Here is a 23,669-nt window from a genome sequence, read left to right on the forward strand (position 1 = left end):
GCTATCTTATCTCAAAACCTGTTCAATCTCAGATTTTTATGAGTGATTGTTTATTGATTACACCAAAGAGCGTCAACAAGATCACATCCACGATTCCGTAGTATATTTAAAGCTATATCAAATCAATGACAGGCGAATGATGATGGTGCTATCAATAGTCGCAATCTTGCTTGCCATCCTAGTGGGGTATCTCGCCCAAAGAACGGGCCTTTGTATGGTACGCGGAGTACATGAATTAATTGCTCGCCGCCCTGCTTTTCTATTGGCGATACTGTGCTGCGGCTTCTGGTATTGGCTCATTGTTCCCTTCACTGGAAAGGAATGGGTTCCTTTTTTGTCCACTCGCTTTGATGGCACCTTTCATTTTTTATTGGGCGGGCTCTTATTTGGCCTGGGTGCCGCTTTAAACAAAGGTTGTTCAATCTCGACTATCTCTAAGTTGGCAAGTGGTCATTTTTATATGCTGGCAACCATTTTTGGTTGGATCGCTGGCTGGTTGTTGCTACCTACACTCACCCCGCCCATTAGTTACCAGCCACTTGACGCGATACATACCCCTATTTTACCGATTCTAATCCCTCTCTTGTTGATGCTATTTATCACTGTCATTCAAACTTCAACTGAACGACGAATGTTGATGTTCGGCGTGATGTTCTTTGGAATAACGGCAAGCCTCTTATCCCTTATCGAACCGCAATGGTCACCAAGTCAATTGCTGAAAGACATCTCTTATAGCTTTTATCACCATAATTCGGAGAACTGGCCAGCACTTGATCGGTATTTCATTATTACAGGCTTAGTGGCTGGTATGGCTATTGGCTCTAAAAGCAGGCTTCCACTGAGCGATTTTCAATTTCGAGTCAAACAGCTTCTAGCCCATTTATTTGCAGGTACCATCATGGGGCTAGGCGCTTCACTGGCCTTAGGCGGTAATGATTCACAACTTCTCATCGCCTTACCGGCATTTTCTCCATCAGGTGCGGTTGCCATTTTATTTATCATCATAGGTATAGCAACAGGACTTGCGATCCGGAAAGTTTATAAGCGGATAACCCACAAAGAGAAACACAAAACCACGCCGGAGTAGCGTGGTTTTATCTTGACTATGATGCGTACCGTAGACGCTATCAATCAATTATTGATAGCGTCCATGACGTTGCAAGAATTCAATTTTGTAGCCATCAGGATCCTGAACAAAGAAAAACTTGGCCAACAATTGGCCATCACGGAAAAATTCTTTAATGTCCGCAGGCTCATAGCCTAGCTGCGTCAATTTCTGGTGTTCCAATTCCAGCTCATCAACCGCGACGGCAATATGACCATATCCGCTGCCGTGAGTATAACTTTCAGTACCTTCATTCCACGTCAATTCAAGCTCCATATCATTTTCGTCGTTACGAAGGTAAACCAAGCTAAAGCCTTCAAAGTCAAGACGCTCAGCAACATCCAGATCCAATGCCTCTTTATAGAATTTCAATGACTTATCTAAGTCACCGACGCGTACCATTGAGTGAATAATTTTAGCCATCTGACATCTCCATGATAATCAATAAGTTAGTCTTTTTTATTAATAGCGGACTATAGCAACTCGATAACCAGACAACAAGCAGTTTCCCTTTCCCTTTCAAGCAGTTAAATTTTCAATATTGTGACAAATACATCGTCAGATCAGCACCTGATGAGATAGGCTTAAAGTATGGGTTAGCAAATGATGGAGCGTCTCTGTTTGTTCCTGTTCATCTATTGAGGTGGCTATGCAGTTAAAACGTATTGAGATTTCTGGCTTTCGTGGCATTAAGCGATTATCACTGTCATTCGATGAGCTCACTGTTCTCATAGGTGAAAATGCTTGGGGTAAGTCCTCTTTACTGGATGCTCTCGACATCGCCCTTTCACCAGATGCAACATTTCATACCTTCCAATTTGACGACTTCCATGTTGATTACAGTGCTTCCCATGCCAAAATGAGCCACCTTAATATTATCCTCCACTGGCAGGAAGATTACCCTGGTGAGCATAAGGCAAGACGCTACAAAGCTTTTGCTCCGGTCTGGGTAAAAAATAGAGACCAATGCAGGGAGCTGCTTTATCAAATAACCAGTAGTGTTAAAGAAGACAAAATAACGACACAGCGCCGATTCCTTAACAAACATGGCGAACCCATTGATTGTGACGATAGCGAAAAACTCGCAAAACAATTAATGGTGTTGCACCCAATCGTAAGAATACGCGATGCACGTAGACTGCGAGAACATCGACCTATAAACGGAAATGGGAATGGGAATAGCCACAATAACGGGAACATAGAGCGACGAATTGGTGATAATGCCCGGATCCAGCGGCGACTCGATAATACATGCCGGCGATTAATGACTAAGCCCGGCCATGTAAGCCAAGCAGAGATTAAAAGTAGTATCAATGCACTGCATACGCTCGTTGATCACTACTTTGCTTTTACGCCGCATTACCGTAGCCCAAACTTTGACCGGGCCCATTTTCCTGAACGGGCTCAATACGCAATTAATCCTCTCGAACAACTCACGGAGCCTGAAACCACCAAACAAAGCCGATTAGTATTAATGGGACTACTTAATGCATTTATTCGAGCAAGGGGCCCTGTTGAACTTAAACGTATTTCAAGGCCGATCATGATCTTTGAAGATCCAGAAGGCCGGTTGCATCCCACTATTCTTCACCAAGCATGGACATTTATCAGTAAAATGCCAATGCAAAAGATGCTCACCACAAACAGCCCCGATCTCTGTTCTGTTGTACCGTTAGAAAGTGTAAAGAAACTCATCAGAAAACCGAACAAAACCAAGGTTTATTCCATTGTTGAACACCGCCTGAGTCGGGACGAAGAACGACGTGTCACTTTCCACCTGCGAGTTCATAGACCTAGCGCCCTCTTTGCGCGAGCATGGCTATTGGTAGAAGGAGAAACTGAAGTTTGGCTGTTTAATGAACTGGCTAGGATATGCGGCTATAACCTAGCTGCAGAAGGTGTCCAGATCATCGAGTTTGCGCAAAGTGGGTTAAAACCGCTCATTAAAGTTGCACGTCACTTTGGTATTGAATGGCATTTGGTTGCTGATGGGGATATGGCAGGGAAAAAATATGCAGATACTGTCAGAAATATTTTGGGCAAGGAAGCTGAGCGCCACCGCCTGACCGTATTACCCAAAAAGGACATTGAGCATTTCCTTTTTTTCAACGGTTTCGAACCACTATTTCGAGAATTGGCCAACATTCCAATGGATTCACCCGTTGCTCCGAAAAAAATCATTCAACGTGCACTGAAGCGGCAGGCTAAACCTGATGTTGCACTTGCAATGATAAACTTCATTGAGCAAGAAAATGTTGAAAATATTCCTTTGTTACTTCGTTGGATCCTGAAGCGAATCGTTGCGATGTCAAGGGGGCAAAGCTAAGGGCTCAGTTCAGCTTTTCGAAGAACAGAGTCACAGTACCCACCGTAAAACCCCATTTAGTCATTTTTGCAGAATTAAACAAATACTTATCGTCTTGTAAATGCATCCAATCATTAAATGTTATGTCGTAAGATGTATCACCAACAGGTACACGAAGAACATATTGCCAATGTAATGTATTGCCTAAGGCTACACCTCTTGCTTCACCAACAACATCGTCGGCGCGTCCAGTATATGTGCCATCAGGTTGTTGTATTATCACCCATATCCGGCGTTGCTGCTCACCATCATCAAAAGTGAAATCTTCTTCAAGTGTCATGTGTCGTTGACTACAGTCCCTTTGATATCAACAGCAAAGCGCCTTGTCTGTTTTCCACTTCGATCTTGCAACATACCCCAAGCCGTAATATCACCATCGAAATAGCTGAATAAGTTAAATACCGGCTTAGTATTCTGATAATCATCAATAGAAGTACTACAGCCTAGAAGCCCAAACAAACACATCACGACCCACCCAATTTTTATCATTAATTTCATAGTCACTGAGCCTTAACGTTTACCAATTAATTGATGGCGGATTTCTGGATATGCCGTATTCGGAGACAACCAAATATGAAGAAACGACTGTGACATTTCGAAATCTTGCAATACCCCTATTTGACGATTGTCTTGGAAGAAAGCCCCTTGGTTACCATTCATCACAAATATCAGCCGGTCACCCTTTTTAACATCTGGCCATATCTGTTCTAGCTTATTTATCCAGCGACTTCGTTTTGATGGTTCAACCCCAAGGTGTTGCCACTGATCATCTGTTGCACCAATGAGGTCCTCACTATCAATATTACGGTGATAGCGAATGACCAGAGCAAGCTCATCGCCCTCACCTTGATATACACCATCAGGTGAGCGCAACTCTGAATCATAGATAATCCATGGACCCCACGTTAATTGCGCATTGCCAACCGCAGGCCATATCTGCCAAGGGGTCGAAGCATTAACACTCACAGAGAATAAGTTGATAAAAATGATTAAAGGAACAATACGAATGAAGTTGGAGCACCGTTGTTTCATACGTCCCCCTCGTAAGGGCATCATTAAATACATAGAAGAATGAAGTTGAAACGCGAATAGCTATGATGCTTCACACAACTCTTGGCGTCTTATCATAGTGACTACTGCCATTGAGAATAAAAACCAACTAACAAACAAAATAGGTAGCGTGAGTTCAACGCCAAACGGCCATTGCACGGCTTGAAGACGATAACCAGCGAAATAACTCATGGCCCCACCAACCCCACCTAGCATGCCAATGAAAAAGACTGACTGCTTGACGATTGTCTCTTTCATATACCAAACAAATGCTCCAAACCCTAGCCAGAGCATAATTAACCAAAATGGAATCAATGCTGTTTGGAATTCGAAAATATTAAAAGCACTGAGGGTGCAATCCATTAATATTCCAGCACAAGCAATTGAAAACGCATATCGACCCATTAATGGAAATGACCACCAGCAGGCTGAAAAAAGTAGCACAAGTACCCACACGTAAGCCTGTTGCCCTAACACTGCTATTAACCAATAAACATTAAAGAGTAGGCCTACCAACAAAAGCTTCTTACCAGACATTCTCATCACCTTTACTGTTCAACATGGCATTGATGGCGATTTAGTCTTGTATCAAATCCGCCACCCACCTCTACTAGCAACCAGCTGAACAGTGCTGATACTTCTTTCTAAGAACCCACCTTCACAATAACAAAGGTAGAAACGCCACATTCTAATAAATCGTTCATCGAAACCTTGCTTCATATATAAATCAATATTGTCATTGAAGCCTTTATGCCAGTCAGACAAGGTTTTCGCATAATCCATGCCCATATCTTTCAAATCACGAATAACGAAATCGGAATGCTGAGTAAGGTGTTGCGATAACACCGTCACTGAGGGTAAAAAGCCGCCAGGAAAAATGTATTTTTGTATAAAATCCACACCTTTACTGTAACTATCATATCGTTGGTCAGTGATTGTGATTGCTTGTATCGCAAGCAAACCATCATCTTTAAGTAGTGACTGACACTTTTGGATGTAAGTGGTCAAATACTCTTTGCCAACAGCCTCAATCATCTCAACAGATACGATTTTGTCGTACTTACCTTCTAGATCCCTGTAGTCATCCAACAGCAAAGTGACTTTATCGCTGAGGCCTTCCTGTTCAATTCTTGACTTAGCCCATTGGTGCTGAGCATCTGAAATCGTAGTCGTCGTTACCTTACACCCATAATGTTTGGCAGCATGTATAGCCATGGCTCCCCACCCCGTGCCGATCTCTAAAAGATGGTCTTCAGGCTTGAGGTCTAATTGCTTACATAGCCTGTCCATCTTATTGAACTGCGCTTGATATAGGCTGGTCTCATCACCATCATAGATAGCAGCCGAATAAAGCATGTTCTCGTCTAGAAAGGTACGGTAGAACTCATTACCCAGATCATAATGAGCTAGAATATTTTTCTTTGAAGACTGTTTGCTGTTGCGCCTTGTGTAGTGGAGCCACTTATCTTTGAGCGATGTAATCCACCCCACCTTTGATTCAATACTGTCTAAGATAGGCAAATTCCTTGCTAGTACCCGTACAACCTGTGTCAAATCTGGTGAATCCCACCAACCGTCTATATAAGCTTCACCCGCAGCGATACTACCGCCATCTAAAATCCGCTTATAAAACCCTTGATGCTTAACAATCAATTGGGCTTGGATATCACCAGTCCTATCACCGAACTGGTGGGTTTCGCCACTTACTTCTGACACCATTAAACCGCAGCCTCTTAGCTGTGCCAAAAAACTGAAGATGACTTTTCTAGCAATACGGTCTGTTCCTGTAAGGGCTAAGGCTCCTTGGCTCACTTCACTATTTAACATGATGCCTCTACTCCTTATTTTTCATTGATGGAGAGAACGATTTATTTTTACTTACTGCAGTCAATGACTGGGGGCTTAGAGGATGCGAATAGAATGGCACCTTTTTCAGCCATAACCGAAATGCCTGCCAATAGATACCAAATACAACTTTCACTGTTTGAATTGGTGTTTGTGCTAAATGCCGCCAAAGGCTTGCAGATGTCATTGGAAACCGCTTCAGCGCCACCGTAGCATCGAGCACCTTGATATCACTTTCCGTGTCATGGATATCTAAATGAAGAAAGACTTTTGAAATCGGCTCCTTCAATTTCCAATAGTAATGCTGAGACATTGGATTAAACGGAGAAACATGGAACGCTTTTTTCTCAAGCCATTGTCGTTTATCCCATTGTTCAACTGCAGGTATGGCATAGTAATGCTTTTCATTCCAAGGGGTATTACTCACCTCGGCTAACACCCAGCGCCACTTACCTTGCTCGTCAAATACGTAATACATGTTCAATGGGCTAAAATAGAGCCCGGCATAGCGTAACTGACACAGCATGACAACTTCACCAGCTACAGGCTCATTGGTAAGTTCATGCAGCTTTGCAAGCACGGCAGATTTTAAAGCCTCTGCTTGTTCGTTTATATCTCCCCCCAAAGACGCCTTAACCTGTTCAGACTCCCTCAAATAATCAGAAACCTTGAATCTTGCAAAATGATACCAATGTTGACCGAAACCAAACACACACTTCTCAAGTTGTCCAAGTTCATCAAGGTTTATAAGAGGCATAAACATTGGATATTGAAACTGATGCGACACCGGCGTAAATCTACGATGCCTAACAACACCAGAAAATAATCCGCTACGCATCAGGCTTCCCCTCTCCAAGCCACTGTATCAACCCGTTGACTAACTCCATTTGGTTGACAGTTTAATTGGCTGCTTTGACTGAGTGTTAGCTTATGAATTAATTCAACAACATCTAAAGCACTGCGCACACCGTCTTCATGGAATCCGTTGTACCAATAAGCCCCGCAATACCATGTATTATCGACTCCGTTTATGTCTGCTCGGCACTGCTGGGCTTGAATACTGTCAGTAGAAAATACGGGGTGAGAATAGGTGAATTTACGTAAGATCTTTTCAGCAGCAATTCGCTCGGTTTGATTTAGCGTCACACAAAATGTTTCAGGTGCCTCAATACCTTGCAAAATATTCATGTTATAAGTCAGCGTCGTCTGCTTATCTTCCCATTGACCATTTTCATTATTACCCAAGTGATAATTCCAAGAGGCCCACGCAGCTTCGCGCTTTGGCAATAACGACTCGTCAGTGTGGAGCACAACCTCATTTTTCTGATACTTAAGCGCACCCAATATCTCATCTTCTATCGTTGTGGAGTCAGAAAGCATTTTCAGGGCTTGATCGCTATGACAGGCAAAAATGACATGCTCATAGATTTCGCAGACCCCTTTCGCAGTGACGGCGACTTTACCATGTGTTCGCTTGACTGAAGTGACTGGACATGACAGCCGTATTTTGTTTTTGAAAGGAACAATAAGATGTTTTACGTATTCACGTGATCCCCCGGGGATCACGTACCATTGCGGACGATTCGTGACGTCCAGCAAACCATGATTTCGGAAAAACCTAACAAAAAAGTTTAGGGGAAACTGGCGCATGTCGGACAGTGTTGATGACCATATTGCGGCCCCCATCGGTAGAATGTAGTTCTCACAAAAATATCGGTTGAACTTATGAGCACTCAGGAATTCACCAAGGGTTTGGCTCATTTCTATGGCCAAATCCACTTCTTTCGCTAGCTTATTAAAACGTAGAATGTCTGAGATAAACCGATAGAATGTTGGGTTTAAAATATTTCTTTTTTGTGCAAACATAGACATCAGATGGTGTCCATTATATTCGAGACCATTTAAGGTATTTTGAACGCTGAAGCTCATCTCAGCTGGTTTACCACACACTCCTATTTCTGCGAGAAGTTGTTCAAAGTTCGGGTATGTTCTGTCGTTGAATACAATAAACCCAGTGTCAATAGCATATTTACCACTGGCAACGTCAACATCGACGGTTGCTGTATGACCACCAATATAGTCATTGGCTTCATAAACGGTTATATCATGCTGTTTATCCAAATAATGTGCGCACGTTAAACCTGATATTCCACTGCCTATAATTGCTATTTTCATACGGTTTTCCTTGTCATACGTTTTACGGTAGCCAATTGCAACCTAATCGGTAATAGAGCGATAAGCTTCAAAAAAAAGCTGAATTTAAGCGGAAAGTGAATTTCTTTTTTTCCTGCAGATATACCTTCTCGAATTTTTTCTGATGCAAATTCCGGAGACATTAACATCGGCATGACAAAATCGTTTTTATCGGTCAATGGCGTTTTGACAAAACCAGGGCTAACAAGACTGACCTTTACCCCTTGCTGCGCCAAATCAATTGCCAGTGTATTGGCAATATACGCCACAGCAGCCTTAGACGAGCCATACGCTTCGGCCCTTGGTAGAGGGATATATGATGCAGTTGAACCAATAACAACGAGATGTGTACTATCGTTAAATGACGACTGCAGGGCTTCAATACAATTAAGTAAACCAAAAATGTTGACTTCATAAACCCGACGGAATAATGCCACGTCAACTTTTCCATGCTCAATGTATTCACACGTCCCTGCATTAAGAATAATTAAGCTGGGAACACTGCCGAGTGTAGATAGCTTGTCATGAACTTCATCATTGTCAGTAATATCAAATTTTATAACCTCTATATTGTCATGTGCATCTTTCAGGGCTTTTAACCTCTCTGTATTTGTCCCACAGCCGACTACCTTCCAGCCCTCATTCGCGTAATCAATGGTAAGCTGCTTTCCAATGCCTGAGCTTGCCCCGGTTATCAATACTTGTTTGTTAACAGTCATGGTTACAGCCTCGCTTTTAGATGCCGCACTATTTGCCCGAGTATTGGGACACCCTCATAGAGCATCTCACCCATATCAAAATAATCTCGGTGGTGAATTACTTTTCCATCTATAAATTCCAACCGAGAGCAGCCATTAACTAAACGACGTTTCCCCGACTGTAGCCTTGGATGTTTAAACGTCATCACCCATTGCAAATAAGCGATATTGCCATGACAGACATGCTCAGATATATCAAACCGGCAATATTCAACGGCATCAAACAACCGAGTATAGTAATTTAAAAGCTGATCCCACCCCTCTATACGATGAGCAGGGTCCTCAAAAACAACCTCGTTATGATAGATATGTTGAAGCACTGACAAGTCTTGTTTATCTAAGGTTTGATATATAGAAACAAACTTACCTGTTAAAGCTAATATAGGCTCATCCATAGTTGCTCCCAAATTTAGCACTCAGTTTCAGTCCATCATTCTTTAATTCAAAACACTGGCTTGTGTCCTTCTTTCGCTTTTTTGAAGGACTCTATTGCCAGTACTCTTGCCTGTTTGTGATCAACAATCGGGTTGGGGTAATTTATCTTTCCACTACCAGACCAAAGATGTGGTTGATGAATGTATTTATCCGGCACACCTTTTAATTCATCCAACCAAGTACGGATAAACTTCCCTTTTGGATCAAAACGTTCGCCCTGAGTTGTTGGATTAAACACCCTAAAATAGGGTTGCGCATCTGTACCCGTTGAGGCTGCCCATTGCCAACCACCGTTGTTAGAGGCAAAGTCACCATCCACTAACTGAGACATGAACCATTGCTCACCTGCTTGCCAATGAATTAACAAATCTTTGGTAAGAAAACTCGCCGTAATCATCCTTAACCGGTTATGCATCCAACCTGTTTGTTTTAATTGGCGCATTGCGGCATCTACGATTGGGTAGCCGGTTAAGCCGTGCTGCCATGCCGCTAACAGTTCACTGGATGGCTGCCATTGCACATTTTTCGTCCATTGCTGGAATGGTTGCCCTCTGCACAAGCTGGGGTATGCTACTAACAAATGTCGGTAGAACTCGCGCCAAATAATCTCATTTAACCAGCTAAATGCCCCACTTTCTGGCTCATCCAAACACATAGGACTAACTGCCAACAGTACAGCGATACACTGACGTGGAGACAACATCCCCAGTGCCAGGTATGGAGACAAGCAGCTTGTACCATCAACAGACGGGATATCGCGCTGCCGGTGATAGTCATCCACTTTCTCGTAGCAGAAAGTCATCAACCGCTGCCTTATCGTCTCTTCTTCTACTGGCCAGCCCATACTGTCAGCAAGCGGATAAGTAACAGATATCGTATTCTGCTTCACCTCTCCGACTTGGCTGTTTATAGGATCAGGTATTGGCAAAGGTGATGGTGAAAGCTCCCTAAACAAATTCAGCCACGCTTTCCTAAACGGCGTAAATACCTTGAAGGCTTCACTTTTTTTCGTTAGCACTTTACCCGGCGCTATAACACAAGAATCATCAAAGACGCTGAACTTTATCTTTTGCTCGGCAAGGTGATGCCCCGTATTATCATCACGTTGGAGTTCATTCCATTCGTATTGTTTATTACAAAAAACATGTGAGACATCGTGCTCTTGAGCCGTTTCCATAAGGGCTTGAAGGGTCTGTTCGAAATCCGCAACTTCTTTGAACACAAGAGGTATACCTAGATTCGCAAGCTGATCACGCAACACCGGAAGTCGACGGCGGATTAAATCCACCTGCACAGGGGCAATATGGTGCTCATGCCATTGCATCGGCGTCGATATATAAATACCAATCAGCTGATCACATCGCTTTGCCGCTTCAAATAACGCCTTGTTATCAACAACACGCAAGTCAGAGCGAAACCAAACTAATCCAACCTTTTTATGCCGACTCATACTGCCACTCCAGTAATTCAGGATGAATCGTATTAATGCTTCCATCCGAAAACAATGATGAACCCGTTTTGTTTAGCAGTTGCTTTATCTGGACCATCACACCCTGTGGCAACTTGTTATCCCCATCTAAAAAGATTGTCTTATCAGCCCATGAATTAAGTAAGGGAGCTAATGACGCTAGCTTACCTTTTAATCTCGGCATGAGCGTGACGTTGTAACCCACCTCTGATAATTCAACTGCTTTGAGCCAGAAACGAGCACTAGGCTGTTCATCAAAGCTCATCAGAATACACGTTTTTTTATTACGCTTACGTGCAGCTGCAATAAGTGATAAACATCGCTCTTGAACCACGTTTGTCCAAATCACATTTTGGATCTGGAGTAAGGGGTTATCAGCACGCTGTATTTCATTAATAACAGCGCTCACAATTTTGCCCTCAAACACCTTAATCGGGTACTCTTTCATCAGCTGAACGAGCTGCCTATCTAACGACATCGAATCTAATTGCGCTAATGCTGATAGGATATTACCTATCGCCTTCTGACTGTCATTTTGATCATCTTCAATGCAAGGCGAAAGCTTGCCAAGCATTGGCTTTACTTTCCCAATGGCGACACCTTTATTCAACCATTCAACGATTTCTTTTATCGTGTTGATGTCTTTCTCAGAATAAAGGCGGTGCCCTTTCTCTGTTCTCATTGGGTTAAGCAGCCCATATCGCCTCTGCCATGCTCTCAAGGTTACTGAGTGAACACCGGTAATTTCAGAGACTTCTTTTATTGCATAAGATTTGTTTTCAGAGTCCATAACGTAATTTCAAGTCTTCAGGGTAAGGGTCAATAAAGGTTTGTAACTGCAAATACGGATCGGGATATTCCCGCAAATAATGCTTAATCAATGCCATCGGTGCGAGAATAGGCTGGTGACCATTCTTGTAGCTCATGATTAACTCTGAGAGTTCTTTTTTCTGCTCTTTAGTCAATGAGCGTTTAAAGTACCCTTGCAGATGCATTAGCACATTGGTCTTATTCTTTCTTGATGCACGCTCTTTTATCGCCTCCATAAACTGCATGCGATATTCGAGATAAAACTCATTGATATCCCGCTCACTAATATGAGCCACCATACTTCCTAGCTCTTTATAAGCTATTGGATTATGGGCCATAAGCACCAACTTATAGCGGGAATGGAATTTAACTATGGCATTTGCAGAAAGTTGATCACGGACTGAATGATAGAAGTCATTTAAGGAGAAGACACGAAAAACAAAGTTTTCCCTCAATGCAGGATCATTCAACCGACCATCTTCTTCAACCGGTAGCCAAGGCATTTTTGCCATTAACTCACGGGTGTAAATGCCGGCTGAACCACCCGGAATGGTGTTGTTGTTAGGGATATGAAGTTTTACTCGTTCCATACCGCAAGTTGGGGATTTTGCACAAACTACATAGCCACAGAGATCGTCGAACTGCGACACTTTCTGATGAGCAAAAGCAATCATTTCATCTGTGTAATCAACATCCTGATTCTTGCTATCAACTAAACGAATGTCGTCAGAAGGCAGTTGTAGCAACCGGATAGCAGGTCGAGGCACCTGCATCCCGATGCCCACTTCAGGGCAGACAGGCTTGAATGTGAGGTACTTAGCCAGCTCATCAACCATAAATCGATTGAGTTTGTGCCCACCATCAAACCTTACTTTCTCGCCGAACACACAGGCACTAATTCCAACAGGTATTTGCATGACTATCACCACCTTGTACAAAACTTACATCTTGTACAAGGAAGAATAGCCGATTGGATCACTTATACAAATAATTTTTTTGTATAAGCTTCACTAGTCCAGTATTAGCCGCCTCTGCATTCACTTTCTATCCATTGCAGGTAATCGCTATAACCAGCGGTAATAGGTAGTTGAATGATCTCAGGGGTATCATAGTCGTGGTTGGCAAGTATATCGGCTTCTACCTGCTCATATAGTGCCAATGTGGTTTTAATAATGACTAATTTTTCTAGATCTTTATTCACTTTGCCTTGCCAGTGATAGTAGCTTTCTATTGACTGAACTTGCACACATGCAGCCAAGCGTTTTTCTATCAATGAGTGAATGATTTTTTTACCAACCGCGTCATCAGAAAACGTTGTCATCACCACACACTTATCACTCATTTGTACCTCTATCTATTAAGCTTCAGATCTTCTTTTAAAACAATAACAAAAGAGGGAGCTTCATGCTCCCTCTTGTTGATAACTGTCTTAGTAAAGGTCGTGAGTCTTACTTATGGACATTTAGAAACCATGATTTGCTCTGGGTCTCCGCTATCAGTAAACTTGAGGCTCCAGACATATTTCCCAGCTTCAGGTAGAGTCACTGCAGTGTCTTTACCATAGCCTCCACGCTTGAGACTAGCGACCTTACCAGGGGTTAGTTCAAGCCCATCTGCAGTGAACTGTGGCGACCAGTCCTTACTCGCATATTGCATCCTAAATGCACCGGCTTTTTCATCGACAACGACTTGATAGGTGTTGTCACCGACATAGCTATAGGCACGATTAGGTTGATGCTTCCAACCAGCATCCACAAAGTCACCGACAACATATAAAGTATTGCCAATAGGACCGGCACCTTCCACTGCAGGGTTATCACACTGAGCCATGAAGCCCTCCCCCATCAGTGATGATGCAGCATAGGCCGTTGCCACTTTCGTCAATCCGGCCGCTGACGGCGCTTCAATCGACAAGAACTTCGCTTCAAAAGGTGCAAGGCTGATTCGGTACTCCCCATTGATAGCGCTATACACTTTGCCTGTTAGCAAGTCCACCAACTGCCCATCCGAGGCAATATCACTGGCTTTCAATTCCACCGTATCTTGATCAGAAGTTGTGCTGACCATAAAAATTAAAGCGTCATCATCAACTTGTTTATGATCGATATATACCGAATCATTAGCAACAATATTGGTACGTTCACCACGGCTAAGTGCAGGATGCGCAGCTCTTAGTGCCATTAGTTGGGAAACGTATTGCTTCAAGTCTCGCTGCTTCTCATTAAGGTTAGCGGTTAGCCCATCAATATTGGCACTGGTACGAGCAACATGGTCGTCGCAAAGCCCTTGAACGGCACAATCTTGTTCAACTTTTTGTGCGTAGCCGGCAAGCTCATCGCCGATCTCTTCACCGTAGTACAGTGTAATAGGCCCGGAATATGCCGCCTGGAAGGACAATGCCGCCTTGTGCCTATTCCAATATTCAGCCTGTTCCGGTGAGGCAATGTTACCTCGCTGGAGCAAATCACCAAATCGAACCAAATCATGGTTGCCTAGCATCAGGTTCGGCTGGGCATGGGAAGGGTACAAACTATGTAGGTTCATCCCCTCATCAAGCCACTTGCCGCCTTTGTTACCAATACCATTTTCATTGGCAGCAAACGTCTCAACGACCCGGTAACGGACAGGGAAATCGAAGGCTGAACATAGTGCAGGATCCCCTTCAGCTCCATAACCGGTTTCCTTGATGTAATTTTCGTTATTCCATATTTCAGCCACCATATAGCCCAACGGATTGACAGTCTCACCCTCGGAGTTAACATAAGTAACAGACTTCGATGCTTCATCTACGCTGGCTCGAATAGCTGTCCAGGCTTCGGTTGGTACTTGATAGGCTTGGTCTAAACGCCAACCATCAATTTTTAACTCTTCTATCCAGTAGGTGGCGACTTCTTGATAGAAAGCAAGGCTCTCAGGATAGCTCACGGGGTTATCCTCGCCAGCAGGTAAACGCCCTTCCGGCGATGCTACGACATTGCTTTTATGGTGACCAAACACCCCATCAAAAAAGACATAAAGTCCCTTTTCATGCGCTTTGTCGACCAACTCTTTCGCCTGTTCCATGGTGCCAAAGCGAGGATCGACAGCGAAATAGTTACTGGTAAAGTAGCCTGTTGCATCCAGTCTATCTGCCCAATGATCTTGCCCCTCAACAGGAATTGAATCAAAGATTGGTGTTAGCCATATCGCATTTACTCCCAAAGACTCGATGTAATCCAATGAATCTATGATGCCTTGTAAATCACCTTTATGGTGACTCGTGCCATAGCCAGTACCGTGCCCTATTGCATCATCCCCATTCACAAAGCTTTCAACCATGACTTGATAAATACGCAGGTCATTCGCCTGTGCCGTCAAAGTGCTATCGCACATATAGGCATTTGAGTTTACGCTAGCAACATCCGCAACATTATCTGCACTATTACAGGCAGCTAAAGACGCAGCGATAGCCACAGCAAGGAAAGATCGTAGGTTCCTTTTCACATCGAGTCTCCAAGTTTGTTATATTGTTTTCTCTATTATTCATATCTTTGGATAGCGCATACCCTCCCCCCAAGCCATTGATAAAGGCGTAGACGTGGGGCGTAGAAGCGAATGATGAAAAGAATGTAAGTACAGGCGCTCACAACAAGAAAAAAACTAAGAAAGACCGCTACAAAATGAGATGAGAAGCAATTTTTCGCGACGCCTTAGCAACTTTCTAAGCCACATACTGTTAATAAGGACGAGTTTTCATGTCGCGCTTTGTATGTCATGCAATGTTCGTGAATGAGCGCCCAAATATAAAAATGAATCCAGCGCCTAGTGAAAATGTTTAAAAAAACAACATTCATTCAATCAGTAATCATAAACATGTCTTCCAGCTGATTTACACTGATACAATGTGTGCAATTAATTTTGCTTAGTAATAGGTACCCAATCATGCAACACGACCAATTTGAAACTCTGGTGAAAGCTCTTTGCGAATTAGACTCTGTTCCACAAGTACTTGAGGCACTTAAAGCCAGTGAGGATACAGAGATTGCTGAAGCTGCAGCATCGCTAACAGGTCAATTCAATCTGGCTGAAATTGACGGTGAACAGCGCATCTACCATGTTTCACTGCAAGAAAATGATGACGGCGAAGAAGAAGAGTATGTCGAGTGGATCATGAATGTAGGTGATGACGTCATCAAATTTGTCGCTTGGTTCTTCTTCGACATGTTCGATGTAAAAACGAAAGACGTTTATCAAGCTGCAGGTCGCACTTACCAGCAGCCTAAACGCAGTTAATCGAAAATCGTAAGTGTCTTATCGGCCAATTATTCACTAACGCCGATAAGACCTTCTACTACCTCTGAAGTGCCACTGCCCTGATAGCACCATTAGCCTGCAAACAATCGCTTGCGATATTCCCTCGGTGAACAGCCATGATATTGACGAAAACGATGAGTGAAATTAAAAGGGTCCTGATAACCTAATCGCTGGGCAACCATCCCAACAGTCCATTCTTGATAGTGAAGTAAATCAACCGCTTTTTCCATTCGAAGCTGAATCAAGCGCTGCTGTGTTGAACAGTTATAGAGCTGCTTGGTGATCCTATTGAGCTGTTCGGTGCTAAGAAAACACTGCTTAGCAATGCCTTTTACTGTCCAATTTAGGTGAAGCTGAGATTCAATGTCATTAAACACACTCTGGACACGCAAAACCGTATTCGACGGCGCTAGGTTCGCACTACCTAACATCAAACGGGATAACTCGCTAGCAAATAACTTTCTGTAACTCGCTCTGCCCCCTATTTCGCTGTGCAGCAAATTCATAACAGACCACACTTGTTCACAGATTGGGGTATGCTCCACACGCTGGCCATTTGCCACTAACGGTAACCACTTTTCTCCAGGCTTAAGCAGTACCCAGGCCATTTTCCAACCCTTTTCTTTATCTGCCAGTTCAAAACGAAATGGTAAACCCGCCGGTAATATAGTCAGCGTATTGGGTAGCAAATAATATTGCCGGTCCGTGAGGGTTAGCAGCCCCATACCTTCTTGGGTTAACAAAATAGTGTGATTGGTTGTTGCAACCCGTTCAATCTCATATCCTTCCTCCAATTCAGCAAGCCCGGCCATAAAAAAACCGTTGTCTGTCAATTCGGGTAAATCAGACTGAGTAAGAAAGCGCTCTTTACACGCTTGGGCTAGGTAAACTTCTTCATTCCAATCTGTTTTCGGTTGCGCCAAGGCAAAACCCATCGTGACAGATTCACACAGGTTTTCTGTACTTTCTAACATGTCACTCCATTTTCTGGTTCGCTATAGTTGCCGTCCATTACCAAGCCGAGCAATCTCTATAAACCACCATACCTCTAATTGGTATGATCCGGAGACTGATAATGACAACAATTAAAAAAACACAAACAGCACTGCCAAACGACCTCTTTGCTCGTATCGCAAAGCTGGCCTTTCCCGTTGCCATTCAAAGTGCCTTAGTGGCAATTCTCGCTCTTGCCGATGTATTAATGGTGAGCGATTTCGGCCAATCCGCCACCGCAGCTGTAGGTATTGCGTCCAAATGGCACTTTGTCGCCATTATGATCATGGCGGGCCTTGCCTCCGCGAATGGCATCTTAGTTTCCCAGTATTGGGGAAAAAAAGACAGTATTCATGCAAAAACGGTAACAATTCAGGCAATGAAGCTAGGTGCAGTCATTATGGTGCCTGTTACTTTTATCATCACCGTTTTTGCCCCGCAGATCATGCAGCTTCAGACCAATGATCTTGAAGTGATCATGCAAGGCAGCCAGTACCTATGGTATAGCTTCCCGGTTCTGATCTTGACACATGTCATCATTACGTTGGAGTCAAGCCTACGGGCCAGTGATGATGCGATGCTGCCACTTATATTAGGTGCCATTACCATTGCACTGAATATTGCTCTTAATTTCCTTTTAATCAAAGGCGGATTTGGAATACCGGCTATGGGAGTTGCTGGTGCAGCACTAGCAACCACGATTGCTCGATTTGCACAGGTTTTAATGATGTGTACAGTGTTGGTTTACCGCCAACATTGGCTCATTGTCAGCCGGGCTATTCGTAACCACCAAACTCTATGGATGACTTATCGTAAACTAGCGATCCCTCAATCATTGAACGCGCTTCTGTGGGCACTGGGCACCCTGACCTACCAAATCATTTTTGGTCATATGGGTACGACTGAGCTGGCAGTATTTAGCATGATCGGCCCTTTTGAGTCATTGTTATATTCGGTGTTCATGGGGATTTCAGTGGCTTGCTCGGTATTGATCGGCCAGTCTTTGGGGCGTGATGAGTTTGAAAAAGCACAGGCAATGACAGTTTTCTTCCTGAAGTTTGTCCTGATTATCGGTTTGGGGATGGGGCTATTTCTTTATCTCAACCATCAGCTCGTTCTATCTTGGTTAAACCTAAACCAAAATGACTTAATGCCGCTGGCTCAGCCTGCAATGTACGTGATAAGCCTGGGAATTACCTTAAGAATGCTCAATATGATTATCATTAACGGTATTCTACGTACTGGCGGGGAAAACCTATTTTGTTTAAGAATGGACTTCATCGCGATGTGGATGATCGGTATTCCTTTCACCGCGTATGGCGCCTTTATTGGTGAATGGTCTTTCGGCTGGGTTTATTTAGCTTTATTGGCTGAAGAAACAGTTAAATTTTCACTGTGCTTTAACCGTTACATGAAGCGGCGTTGGCTAAATAACCTTACCGTTCAACCTCAACCCGCGACGACATAATCGCTATTCGTCAATACAAAAAGCTGGCTACGTCTATCAAGAGACGTAGCCAGCTAAAATCGAAATCAAACTCTATTTAGGCTGCAGCTCTACCCACTACGAGAGAAAACAAAAATATAGAGATTACCGCTGCTAATAATTTAAGCTCGCGTTTTTTCATGTGCGCCTCCTTTTACTGGGCTTAGAATCAAACTACGTACCATCATGATGAAGAAACCTGTCATTACTAGGTTCAGTGCTAGCGATAACATACTGATCGTCACAATAGGTCCACCAAATCCATAACCGATGCTGATCATTAATACACCAGCACCAACTTCACCGCGCGGCCACATACCAATAGAAAGAGCCAAACGCTCCTTTAAGGTTGCCTCGTTGCGGTAACAAAATAGCGGGAACATCTTGCCGATATTCGACACGATAGAAATCATAATGACGTGAAAGGCTATTTCACTCATATCCATTGCTGGCATTGCGGTGGTTACACTGGTGGAGTCTGCAGGAATAGCAGCGCCAAAAATTTGAGGTAAGCTCAAACCAACCAATACCATGAAGCTTGCAGCAACAACCGTCGACACTTTCGAATCTTTAGCTGATTCATGCTGAGACTTCATCATACAGCCCAGCACAAAGGCAGGTAGCAATACTTCGAAGTGGATATCTGTTGAGATGTAGAACATCTCACAAAGACCCGCGATAAGCACTGAATAGCCTACAATCGTTCCCGCAGAAGAAGGAATATTCCACTTGTGCAAATATTTATAGCCGACAACCAACAGTCCAAGCATCAGTATTAGGGTTAAACCTAAGGCCGGACGCCAACCTACCACCAATATAGTCAGTGGGATCATCAATAGAACGGTATCAAGATCATCAAAAATGGCTAATACACGCGCTTTTTTAAACATCCAAGTTGCGCCAAGACCGGCAGCAGCAAGCATTGCAAACAGAACACCAGCGGATGTAGGTGCGGCAAAACGACCTATCACAAGGGTTTCTTTCCATGCGTCGGCATTGAACCACAGTTCACTTGGCATTAGCACGAAAATGAAATATAAAACAACAGCAATCCATGGGAATGTTGCTGTCGTCATTGCAACAACGTAATCCCATCCGTACTGTTTCAGATTGCTTTTATCTATCTCAAACTCGCGCCCTACGTTAATCATGATGTAGGCCAATGCCGACATCGTTACAACCATCAGTATTGGTTGCCAGGCGCTATAGCCTTCGATATACAGGGGCAGCAATTGTGATAAGAACAAGCCAACCAAAAGTAAAGTTGAATAGAGTATGACTTTTTTCACATTGACACCTTATTAAGAGTTACCTTCATTCTACAAACGTCATTTTTATTTTTTTCTTGAGTATGAATATATTGATTAATCTTATTTCGGTGTTTTATTTAACGTATAAAAAAGTATGATTCTGTAATGAAAATGCGGAATGTATTTATAATATCAGTAAATATTAAGTGATTATTTCTGCGGTTAACATTATGAAATACATTTAAAGGGTATGAACGAAGAAATTGCGAAAAAAAGCCAGAAAGGAGCTGGAATTTTTGATGTGTAAATAATAACCTTAACTCGGGTTTTTCTTCAAGTCTTTTCTGTCTAGCCGATGATAGAAAATATTTAACCATGAATTGAAGCAGTTATTTACACTTCCCAATAAATACATACAGCTTTTACTGATTAAGATCAAAAACACACGCCTTGTAGCACGAGGTATGCACACCACAAAAGTACTGCACATTCACTCTTTCACCGCTAGATAAAAACCAACGTCTGCAACATGTGTTTCAATATCATAACTATGATACAGCTCGAAACATGGCCGATCATCGCTTATCAATCCAGCATTTTTTACTTCATTTTTAAGGACCTGCCAGTTATCTTGGTACTCAGATTGATGTCGGACGATTTCTCTACGCGTACAGTATTTACCTGATGGCAAAACCTGTGTGGCGATATCACCGCTGGCAATCGTGCCCGATGGCACTGTAAGGCAGATATCGGTTCGGCACTTTGACGGCTCAGTATTTTTAGGATCATCGCGGTAGATAAACAAACACTGCCCACCCTGTAAGTTATTCACTCCAGCCCAACGATATAGAAGCTCAACAGCGGGCTCATAGTTTTCACCGTAAGGCCCCGTAACCCTGAGATACGCTAAATGGGTTTCAGCAATATGTTCACTTTTCATCTCATGACCTGCATAACGAACTAGTATTAGTAATGTAATTTCATTAAAACCGCACTGGTTCTCAATAAGGTTAGCCTATGTTTGAATGGCTTAAGAATATCTTTAACCCCACCCAAACCGATCAAGACAACATCGTTGATCAGCACACTCCTGATGACGAAACGGAAGAACTTGATAGGTATGCCCAAGGCAGCCCTGGGGAGGACTCTCCCTATGACGGTAGCCATGAGGGAGATGGTGACGGAGGGGATTAACATCCCCCTCTTTTCACTTATATGTAGCTGGCACTGAAATCCCTTATATTATCAATGCTCACTTCTCATGATTTAGATTTAGCTTAATCTTGTTCTCGGCTCACAAACTCACTCACTGTGAGTCGATGCGCTATTGATGCATAAGTACCGTCAACAAGCTCATGAAGATTATTTAACTCATAAACATAGCCATCGTATGCCTGTGACTTTGCCGTCTCATCAAAAAATAAGTACGCCTTCGCGCCCTGCTTTATGGCTTCAACATGCTCGACACGCTTTAAACCACCTCTGTTACCTTTGTAATCCTTATTCTCGAGTACTCGTACATAAGTAGTATCTTTATGCTTAAACAAATCCGCACGGTGAACTTGTAACATTAAGACATCACTTATGTACTCTCCCCAGCTTGAGATTGCGGGTGTCTTTTCAAAGCCTAATTGAGCAAACATGGCATTACGACCGATACGTTTATCTGTATTTATCATTTTGGAATTCCGTGGCAAATTCAAATTAATTATAAAGGTTTTATTCCTAATAATTTCTTACATGGCACTGATAACAAACCAGAACCTTCTTTCTGCTATTTATATAAGTCATCATTTTCCAGTTACTGACAGAAATGTGTTTCCTGTTGGCATACACCTTGCCACAATCGTCACAAATAGGTTTGAGCAAGTCCCATTCACTCTTCTCACTATCGATTTCATATATGCCACTTATCAGCACGTAGAGGAACCAAAACAAGGCTGATATTAATGCGGCTCCAGTATTGCCAGAGAAAAGCAACAAAATTGGAGTAAAGACTGTTGCCCATGTAAACAACCGCACCTTGGTGTTATTGACATAGACTACTTCAGCTAACCACCATGTCAGAAGTAAAGCGACAATTCCAAATACAATCGCTAAATGCATTCACTATCTCCTATCAAAGTACGGTTTAACCCAGAGTTTTGCTACTTCAAGATGCATTGAATCGGCTGGCAATCCTCTGTACCCAGCCCCTTAAGGTGGTAACTAGGTATACAGACCTTGCAGCAGATGTTTCCATTTGGCCTGAAATCCATCTGGAGTGATAATTTGCTGACGCTCACACATACAAAACGACATACTGTATTCACCCATTATTACATACAGTACACCATCCCTAAAAGTCATTTTTCACGATCATTGTAATAAGCTTGAAGAGCTCCCCAGAACGCTTAATCTGCTATACATGAATAAATATCAATGAAACATGCAGTCTGAACCCTTATACTACGGGCTCCTTTAGCAACGCTGTTCTTTACCTCATGGCCAAATCAAAACCTGTTGTCAGTATCGAGACATACGGTATCCATACGACCTGGGATGCCGAATCCAAACACCTGCCCAAAATCAAAACCTTCACGACCGATGTGCCTGCAGAGATTGACATCGAGTTCGGGTTTACTGTCAATATTAAGAAAGCCCGTGGCGAGAAGATCCGCTATTGTATTTACCATCCGGGCATTACCGATGAAGAGGGAGATGAATTGGAACCGTTTGATGGTGAATTGCATGTCAGAACCAATGACTGGGATTTTTACTTAGGTGATACAATTTGGGCCCCGATCGCAAATAAAATCGGCAAGTGGCGCATGACAATAGAGCTTGGTGGTAAGGTTGTGGCTGAAAAGACGTTTAACCTTTACGCTAAAGACGAAGCTGATTTCTGGAAGAAACGTGGCTACTAATATCCATACAAAGACGGTACACGTAACACACACTAATTTCTTAGGTTTCTAATGTATACACAACACTCTGCAGATACTGTTATCGTACTCGACTTTGAGACAACAGGTCTTTCGCCAAACATGGGCGACCGCGCTATCGAAATTGGTGCAGTAAAGATTCAAAATGGCATCGTAATCGATCAGTTTCAGCAACTGATGAACCCTGGATTCCGTGTCAGCAGCTTTATCGAAGGCTACACAGGTATCACCAACAAAATGTTAGAGTCAGCACCAAGCTGCCATGCAGTCATGGACGAGTTTGCTGATTTTATTCAAGGATATAATCTCATCGCGCACAACGCTTCTTTCGATCAGCGTTTTCTTGATGCAGAACTTGATATGCTAAATCGCCAGTACAGCGGAAATTTTGTCTGCTCAATGCTACTGGCACGACGCCTTTACCAAGATGTCCCTAACCATAAATTGGGCACATTGGTCAGTGAGCTAAACATTGAAAACAATGGTACTTTTCACCGGGCTTTGGCTGATGCTGAAATGACAGCAAGACTCTGGCAACGTCTAGTCAATGAAGTAAAAACGCAGACGAACCTTCAATCAGTTTCTTTTGATACGATGCGTAAACTGAGTAAAACCAGCAAAGCGGCTATACCGGCTTTGTTTAAAAAGCTCGCCGCCTAATTTCCCGATACCTACTTTCACGCTGCTTTAATCA

General features: G+C 43.1%; 25 protein-coding genes and 1 pseudogene. 7 read left to right on the top strand and 19 right to left on the bottom strand.

The features are described 5' to 3' along the window. Positions 1-136 precede the first annotated feature (136 nt). Positions 137-1,087, top strand: coding sequence for a YeeE/YedE thiosulfate transporter family protein (locus L4D79_RS04065; protein ID WP_428647717.1), 951 nt, complete (start codon positions 137-139; stop codon positions 1,085-1,087). Positions 1,088-1,135: 48 nt separating this feature from the next. Here L4D79_RS04065 and L4D79_RS04070 read toward each other — a convergent pair whose 3' ends face one another. Beyond that, entirely contained in the window at positions 1,136-1,528 is a 393-nt protein-coding gene (locus tag L4D79_RS04070) for a VOC family protein (RefSeq protein ID WP_428647719.1), read from the bottom strand. A 226-nt stretch (positions 1,529-1,754) separates the two neighbouring features. On the opposite strand from L4D79_RS04070, the gene L4D79_RS04075 reads away from it, so the two are divergent. Continuing rightward, on the top strand, positions 1,755-3,431 hold the full coding sequence (locus L4D79_RS04075) for an ATP-dependent endonuclease (RefSeq protein WP_428647722.1): 1,677 nt from the start codon (positions 1,755-1,757) through the stop codon (positions 3,429-3,431). A 4-nt stretch (positions 3,432-3,435) separates the two neighbouring features. Here L4D79_RS04075 and L4D79_RS04080 read toward each other — a convergent pair. The 13 genes and pseudogenes from L4D79_RS04080 to L4D79_RS04140 all read right to left on the bottom strand — a co-directional run bounded on the left by L4D79_RS04080 (position 3,436) and on the right by L4D79_RS04140 (position 15,512). Further along, positions 3,436-3,968 (bottom strand): annotated as a pseudogene (locus tag L4D79_RS04080) (DUF3833 domain-containing protein). 12 nt (positions 3,969-3,980) lie between these two features. Beyond that, positions 3,981-4,502, bottom strand: a complete 522-nt coding sequence (locus tag L4D79_RS04085) for a chalcone isomerase family protein (protein WP_428647725.1) — start codon at positions 4,500-4,502, stop codon at positions 3,981-3,983. 60 nt (positions 4,503-4,562) lie between these two features. Further along, a complete protein-coding gene (locus L4D79_RS04090; RefSeq protein WP_428647727.1) occupies positions 4,563-5,057 on the bottom strand; it encodes a DUF2878 domain-containing protein in 495 nt (164 codons plus the stop codon). 51 nt (positions 5,058-5,108) lie between these two features. Continuing rightward, a complete protein-coding gene (locus L4D79_RS04095) occupies positions 5,109-6,347 on the bottom strand; it encodes a class I SAM-dependent methyltransferase (protein ID WP_428647730.1) in 1,239 nt (412 codons plus the stop codon). Between the two features lie 7 nt (positions 6,348-6,354). After that, positions 6,355-7,203 carry a DUF1365 domain-containing protein gene (locus tag L4D79_RS04100; protein WP_428647732.1) on the bottom strand — a complete coding sequence of 283 codons (849 nt, stop codon included), beginning with the start codon at positions 7,201-7,203 and terminating at the stop codon, positions 6,355-6,357. Beyond that, positions 7,203-8,540 carry an NAD(P)/FAD-dependent oxidoreductase gene (locus L4D79_RS04105; RefSeq protein WP_428647734.1) on the bottom strand — a complete coding sequence of 446 codons (1,338 nt, stop codon included), beginning with the start codon at positions 8,538-8,540 and terminating at the stop codon, positions 7,203-7,205. Before L4D79_RS04105 ends, L4D79_RS04100 begins: the two co-directional genes overlap by 1 nt. Beyond that, positions 8,537-9,277, bottom strand: a complete 741-nt coding sequence (locus L4D79_RS04110; RefSeq protein WP_428647737.1) for an SDR family NAD(P)-dependent oxidoreductase — start codon at positions 9,275-9,277, stop codon at positions 8,537-8,539. The genes L4D79_RS04105 and L4D79_RS04110 overlap by 4 nt, the downstream gene beginning before the upstream one ends. A 2-nt stretch (positions 9,278-9,279) precedes the next feature. Beyond that, positions 9,280-9,711 carry a nuclear transport factor 2 family protein gene (locus L4D79_RS04115; RefSeq protein WP_428647739.1) on the bottom strand — a complete coding sequence of 144 codons (432 nt, stop codon included), beginning with the start codon at positions 9,709-9,711 and terminating at the stop codon, positions 9,280-9,282. Between the two features lie 47 nt (positions 9,712-9,758). Next, entirely contained in the window at positions 9,759-11,201 is a 1,443-nt protein-coding gene (phrB, locus tag L4D79_RS04120) for a deoxyribodipyrimidine photo-lyase (protein ID WP_428647741.1), read from the bottom strand. After that, positions 11,188-12,009, bottom strand: a complete 822-nt coding sequence (locus tag L4D79_RS04125; RefSeq protein ID WP_428647743.1) for a MerR family transcriptional regulator — start codon at positions 12,007-12,009, stop codon at positions 11,188-11,190. The genes phrB and L4D79_RS04125 overlap by 14 nt, the downstream gene beginning before the upstream one ends. Continuing rightward, entirely contained in the window at positions 11,999-12,946 is a 948-nt protein-coding gene (locus L4D79_RS04130; RefSeq protein ID WP_428647745.1) for a YbgA family protein, read from the bottom strand. Before L4D79_RS04130 ends, L4D79_RS04125 begins: the two co-directional genes overlap by 11 nt. A 104-nt stretch (positions 12,947-13,050) precedes the next feature. Beyond that, positions 13,051-13,371 carry a divalent-cation tolerance protein CutA gene (cutA, locus tag L4D79_RS04135; RefSeq protein ID WP_428647748.1) on the bottom strand — a complete coding sequence of 107 codons (321 nt, stop codon included), beginning with the start codon at positions 13,369-13,371 and terminating at the stop codon, positions 13,051-13,053. Positions 13,372-13,481: 110 nt separating this feature from the next. Then, positions 13,482-15,512, bottom strand: a complete 2,031-nt coding sequence (locus tag L4D79_RS04140; RefSeq protein WP_428647751.1) for an alpha-amylase family glycosyl hydrolase — start codon at positions 15,510-15,512, stop codon at positions 13,482-13,484. 438 nt (positions 15,513-15,950) lie between these two features. On the opposite strand from L4D79_RS04140, the gene L4D79_RS04145 reads away from it, so the two are divergent. Next, positions 15,951-16,301 carry a hypothetical protein gene (locus L4D79_RS04145; RefSeq protein ID WP_428647754.1) on the top strand — a complete coding sequence of 117 codons (351 nt, stop codon included), beginning with the start codon at positions 15,951-15,953 and terminating at the stop codon, positions 16,299-16,301. A 92-nt stretch (positions 16,302-16,393) separates the two neighbouring features. Here L4D79_RS04145 and L4D79_RS04150 read toward each other — a convergent pair whose 3' ends face one another. Then, the gene (locus L4D79_RS04150) at positions 16,394-17,296 is read right to left on the bottom strand and encodes an AraC family transcriptional regulator (RefSeq protein ID WP_428647757.1); all 903 of its coding nucleotides are present in this window, start codon (positions 17,294-17,296) and stop codon (positions 16,394-16,396) included. Positions 17,297-17,397: 101 nt separating this feature from the next. On the opposite strand from L4D79_RS04150, the gene L4D79_RS04155 reads away from it, so the two are divergent. Continuing rightward, positions 17,398-18,783, top strand: coding sequence for an MATE family efflux transporter (locus L4D79_RS04155; protein WP_428647760.1), 1,386 nt, complete (start codon positions 17,398-17,400; stop codon positions 18,781-18,783). A 140-nt stretch (positions 18,784-18,923) separates the two neighbouring features. Here L4D79_RS04155 and L4D79_RS04160 read toward each other — a convergent pair whose 3' ends face one another. Further along, positions 18,924-20,090, bottom strand: coding sequence for a sodium:proton antiporter (locus L4D79_RS04160; protein ID WP_428647763.1), 1,167 nt, complete (start codon positions 20,088-20,090; stop codon positions 18,924-18,926). A 451-nt stretch (positions 20,091-20,541) separates the two neighbouring features. Further along, complete coding sequence (locus L4D79_RS04165) at positions 20,542-20,991, bottom strand: AraC family transcriptional regulator (RefSeq protein ID WP_428647767.1); 450 nt, start codon at positions 20,989-20,991, stop codon at positions 20,542-20,544. Between the two features lie 77 nt (positions 20,992-21,068). Between L4D79_RS04165 and L4D79_RS04170 the strand changes: the two genes are divergently transcribed. Further along, a complete protein-coding gene (locus L4D79_RS04170; protein WP_428647770.1) occupies positions 21,069-21,245 on the top strand; it encodes a hypothetical protein in 177 nt (58 codons plus the stop codon). Between the two features lie 83 nt (positions 21,246-21,328). Here the strand turns inward: L4D79_RS04170 and L4D79_RS04175 are convergent, their stop codons facing one another. Together L4D79_RS04175 and L4D79_RS04180 are read right to left on the bottom strand one after the other, a co-directional pair. After that, positions 21,329-21,730 carry a hypothetical protein gene (locus L4D79_RS04175; protein WP_428647773.1) on the bottom strand — a complete coding sequence of 134 codons (402 nt, stop codon included), beginning with the start codon at positions 21,728-21,730 and terminating at the stop codon, positions 21,329-21,331. A 46-nt stretch (positions 21,731-21,776) separates the two neighbouring features. Beyond that, positions 21,777-22,157 (bottom strand): hypothetical protein, encoded by a 381-nt coding sequence (locus tag L4D79_RS04180; RefSeq protein WP_428647775.1) that lies wholly within the window; start codon positions 22,155-22,157, stop codon positions 21,777-21,779. A 377-nt stretch (positions 22,158-22,534) separates the two neighbouring features. Between L4D79_RS04180 and L4D79_RS04185 the strand changes: the two genes are divergently transcribed. Next, positions 22,535-22,957, top strand: a complete 423-nt coding sequence (locus L4D79_RS04185) for a DUF3859 domain-containing protein (protein ID WP_428647778.1) — start codon at positions 22,535-22,537, stop codon at positions 22,955-22,957. A gap of 51 nt (positions 22,958-23,008) precedes the next feature. Further along, the gene (locus L4D79_RS04190; protein ID WP_428647781.1) at positions 23,009-23,635 is read left to right on the top strand and encodes a 3'-5' exonuclease; all 627 of its coding nucleotides are present in this window, start codon (positions 23,009-23,011) and stop codon (positions 23,633-23,635) included. Positions 23,636-23,669: the final 34 nt, after the last annotated feature.

Source organism: Photobacterium satsumensis, assembly GCF_050336935.1.
GTDB classification, from domain to species: domain Bacteria; phylum Pseudomonadota; class Gammaproteobacteria; order Enterobacterales; family Vibrionaceae; genus Photobacterium; species Photobacterium satsumensis.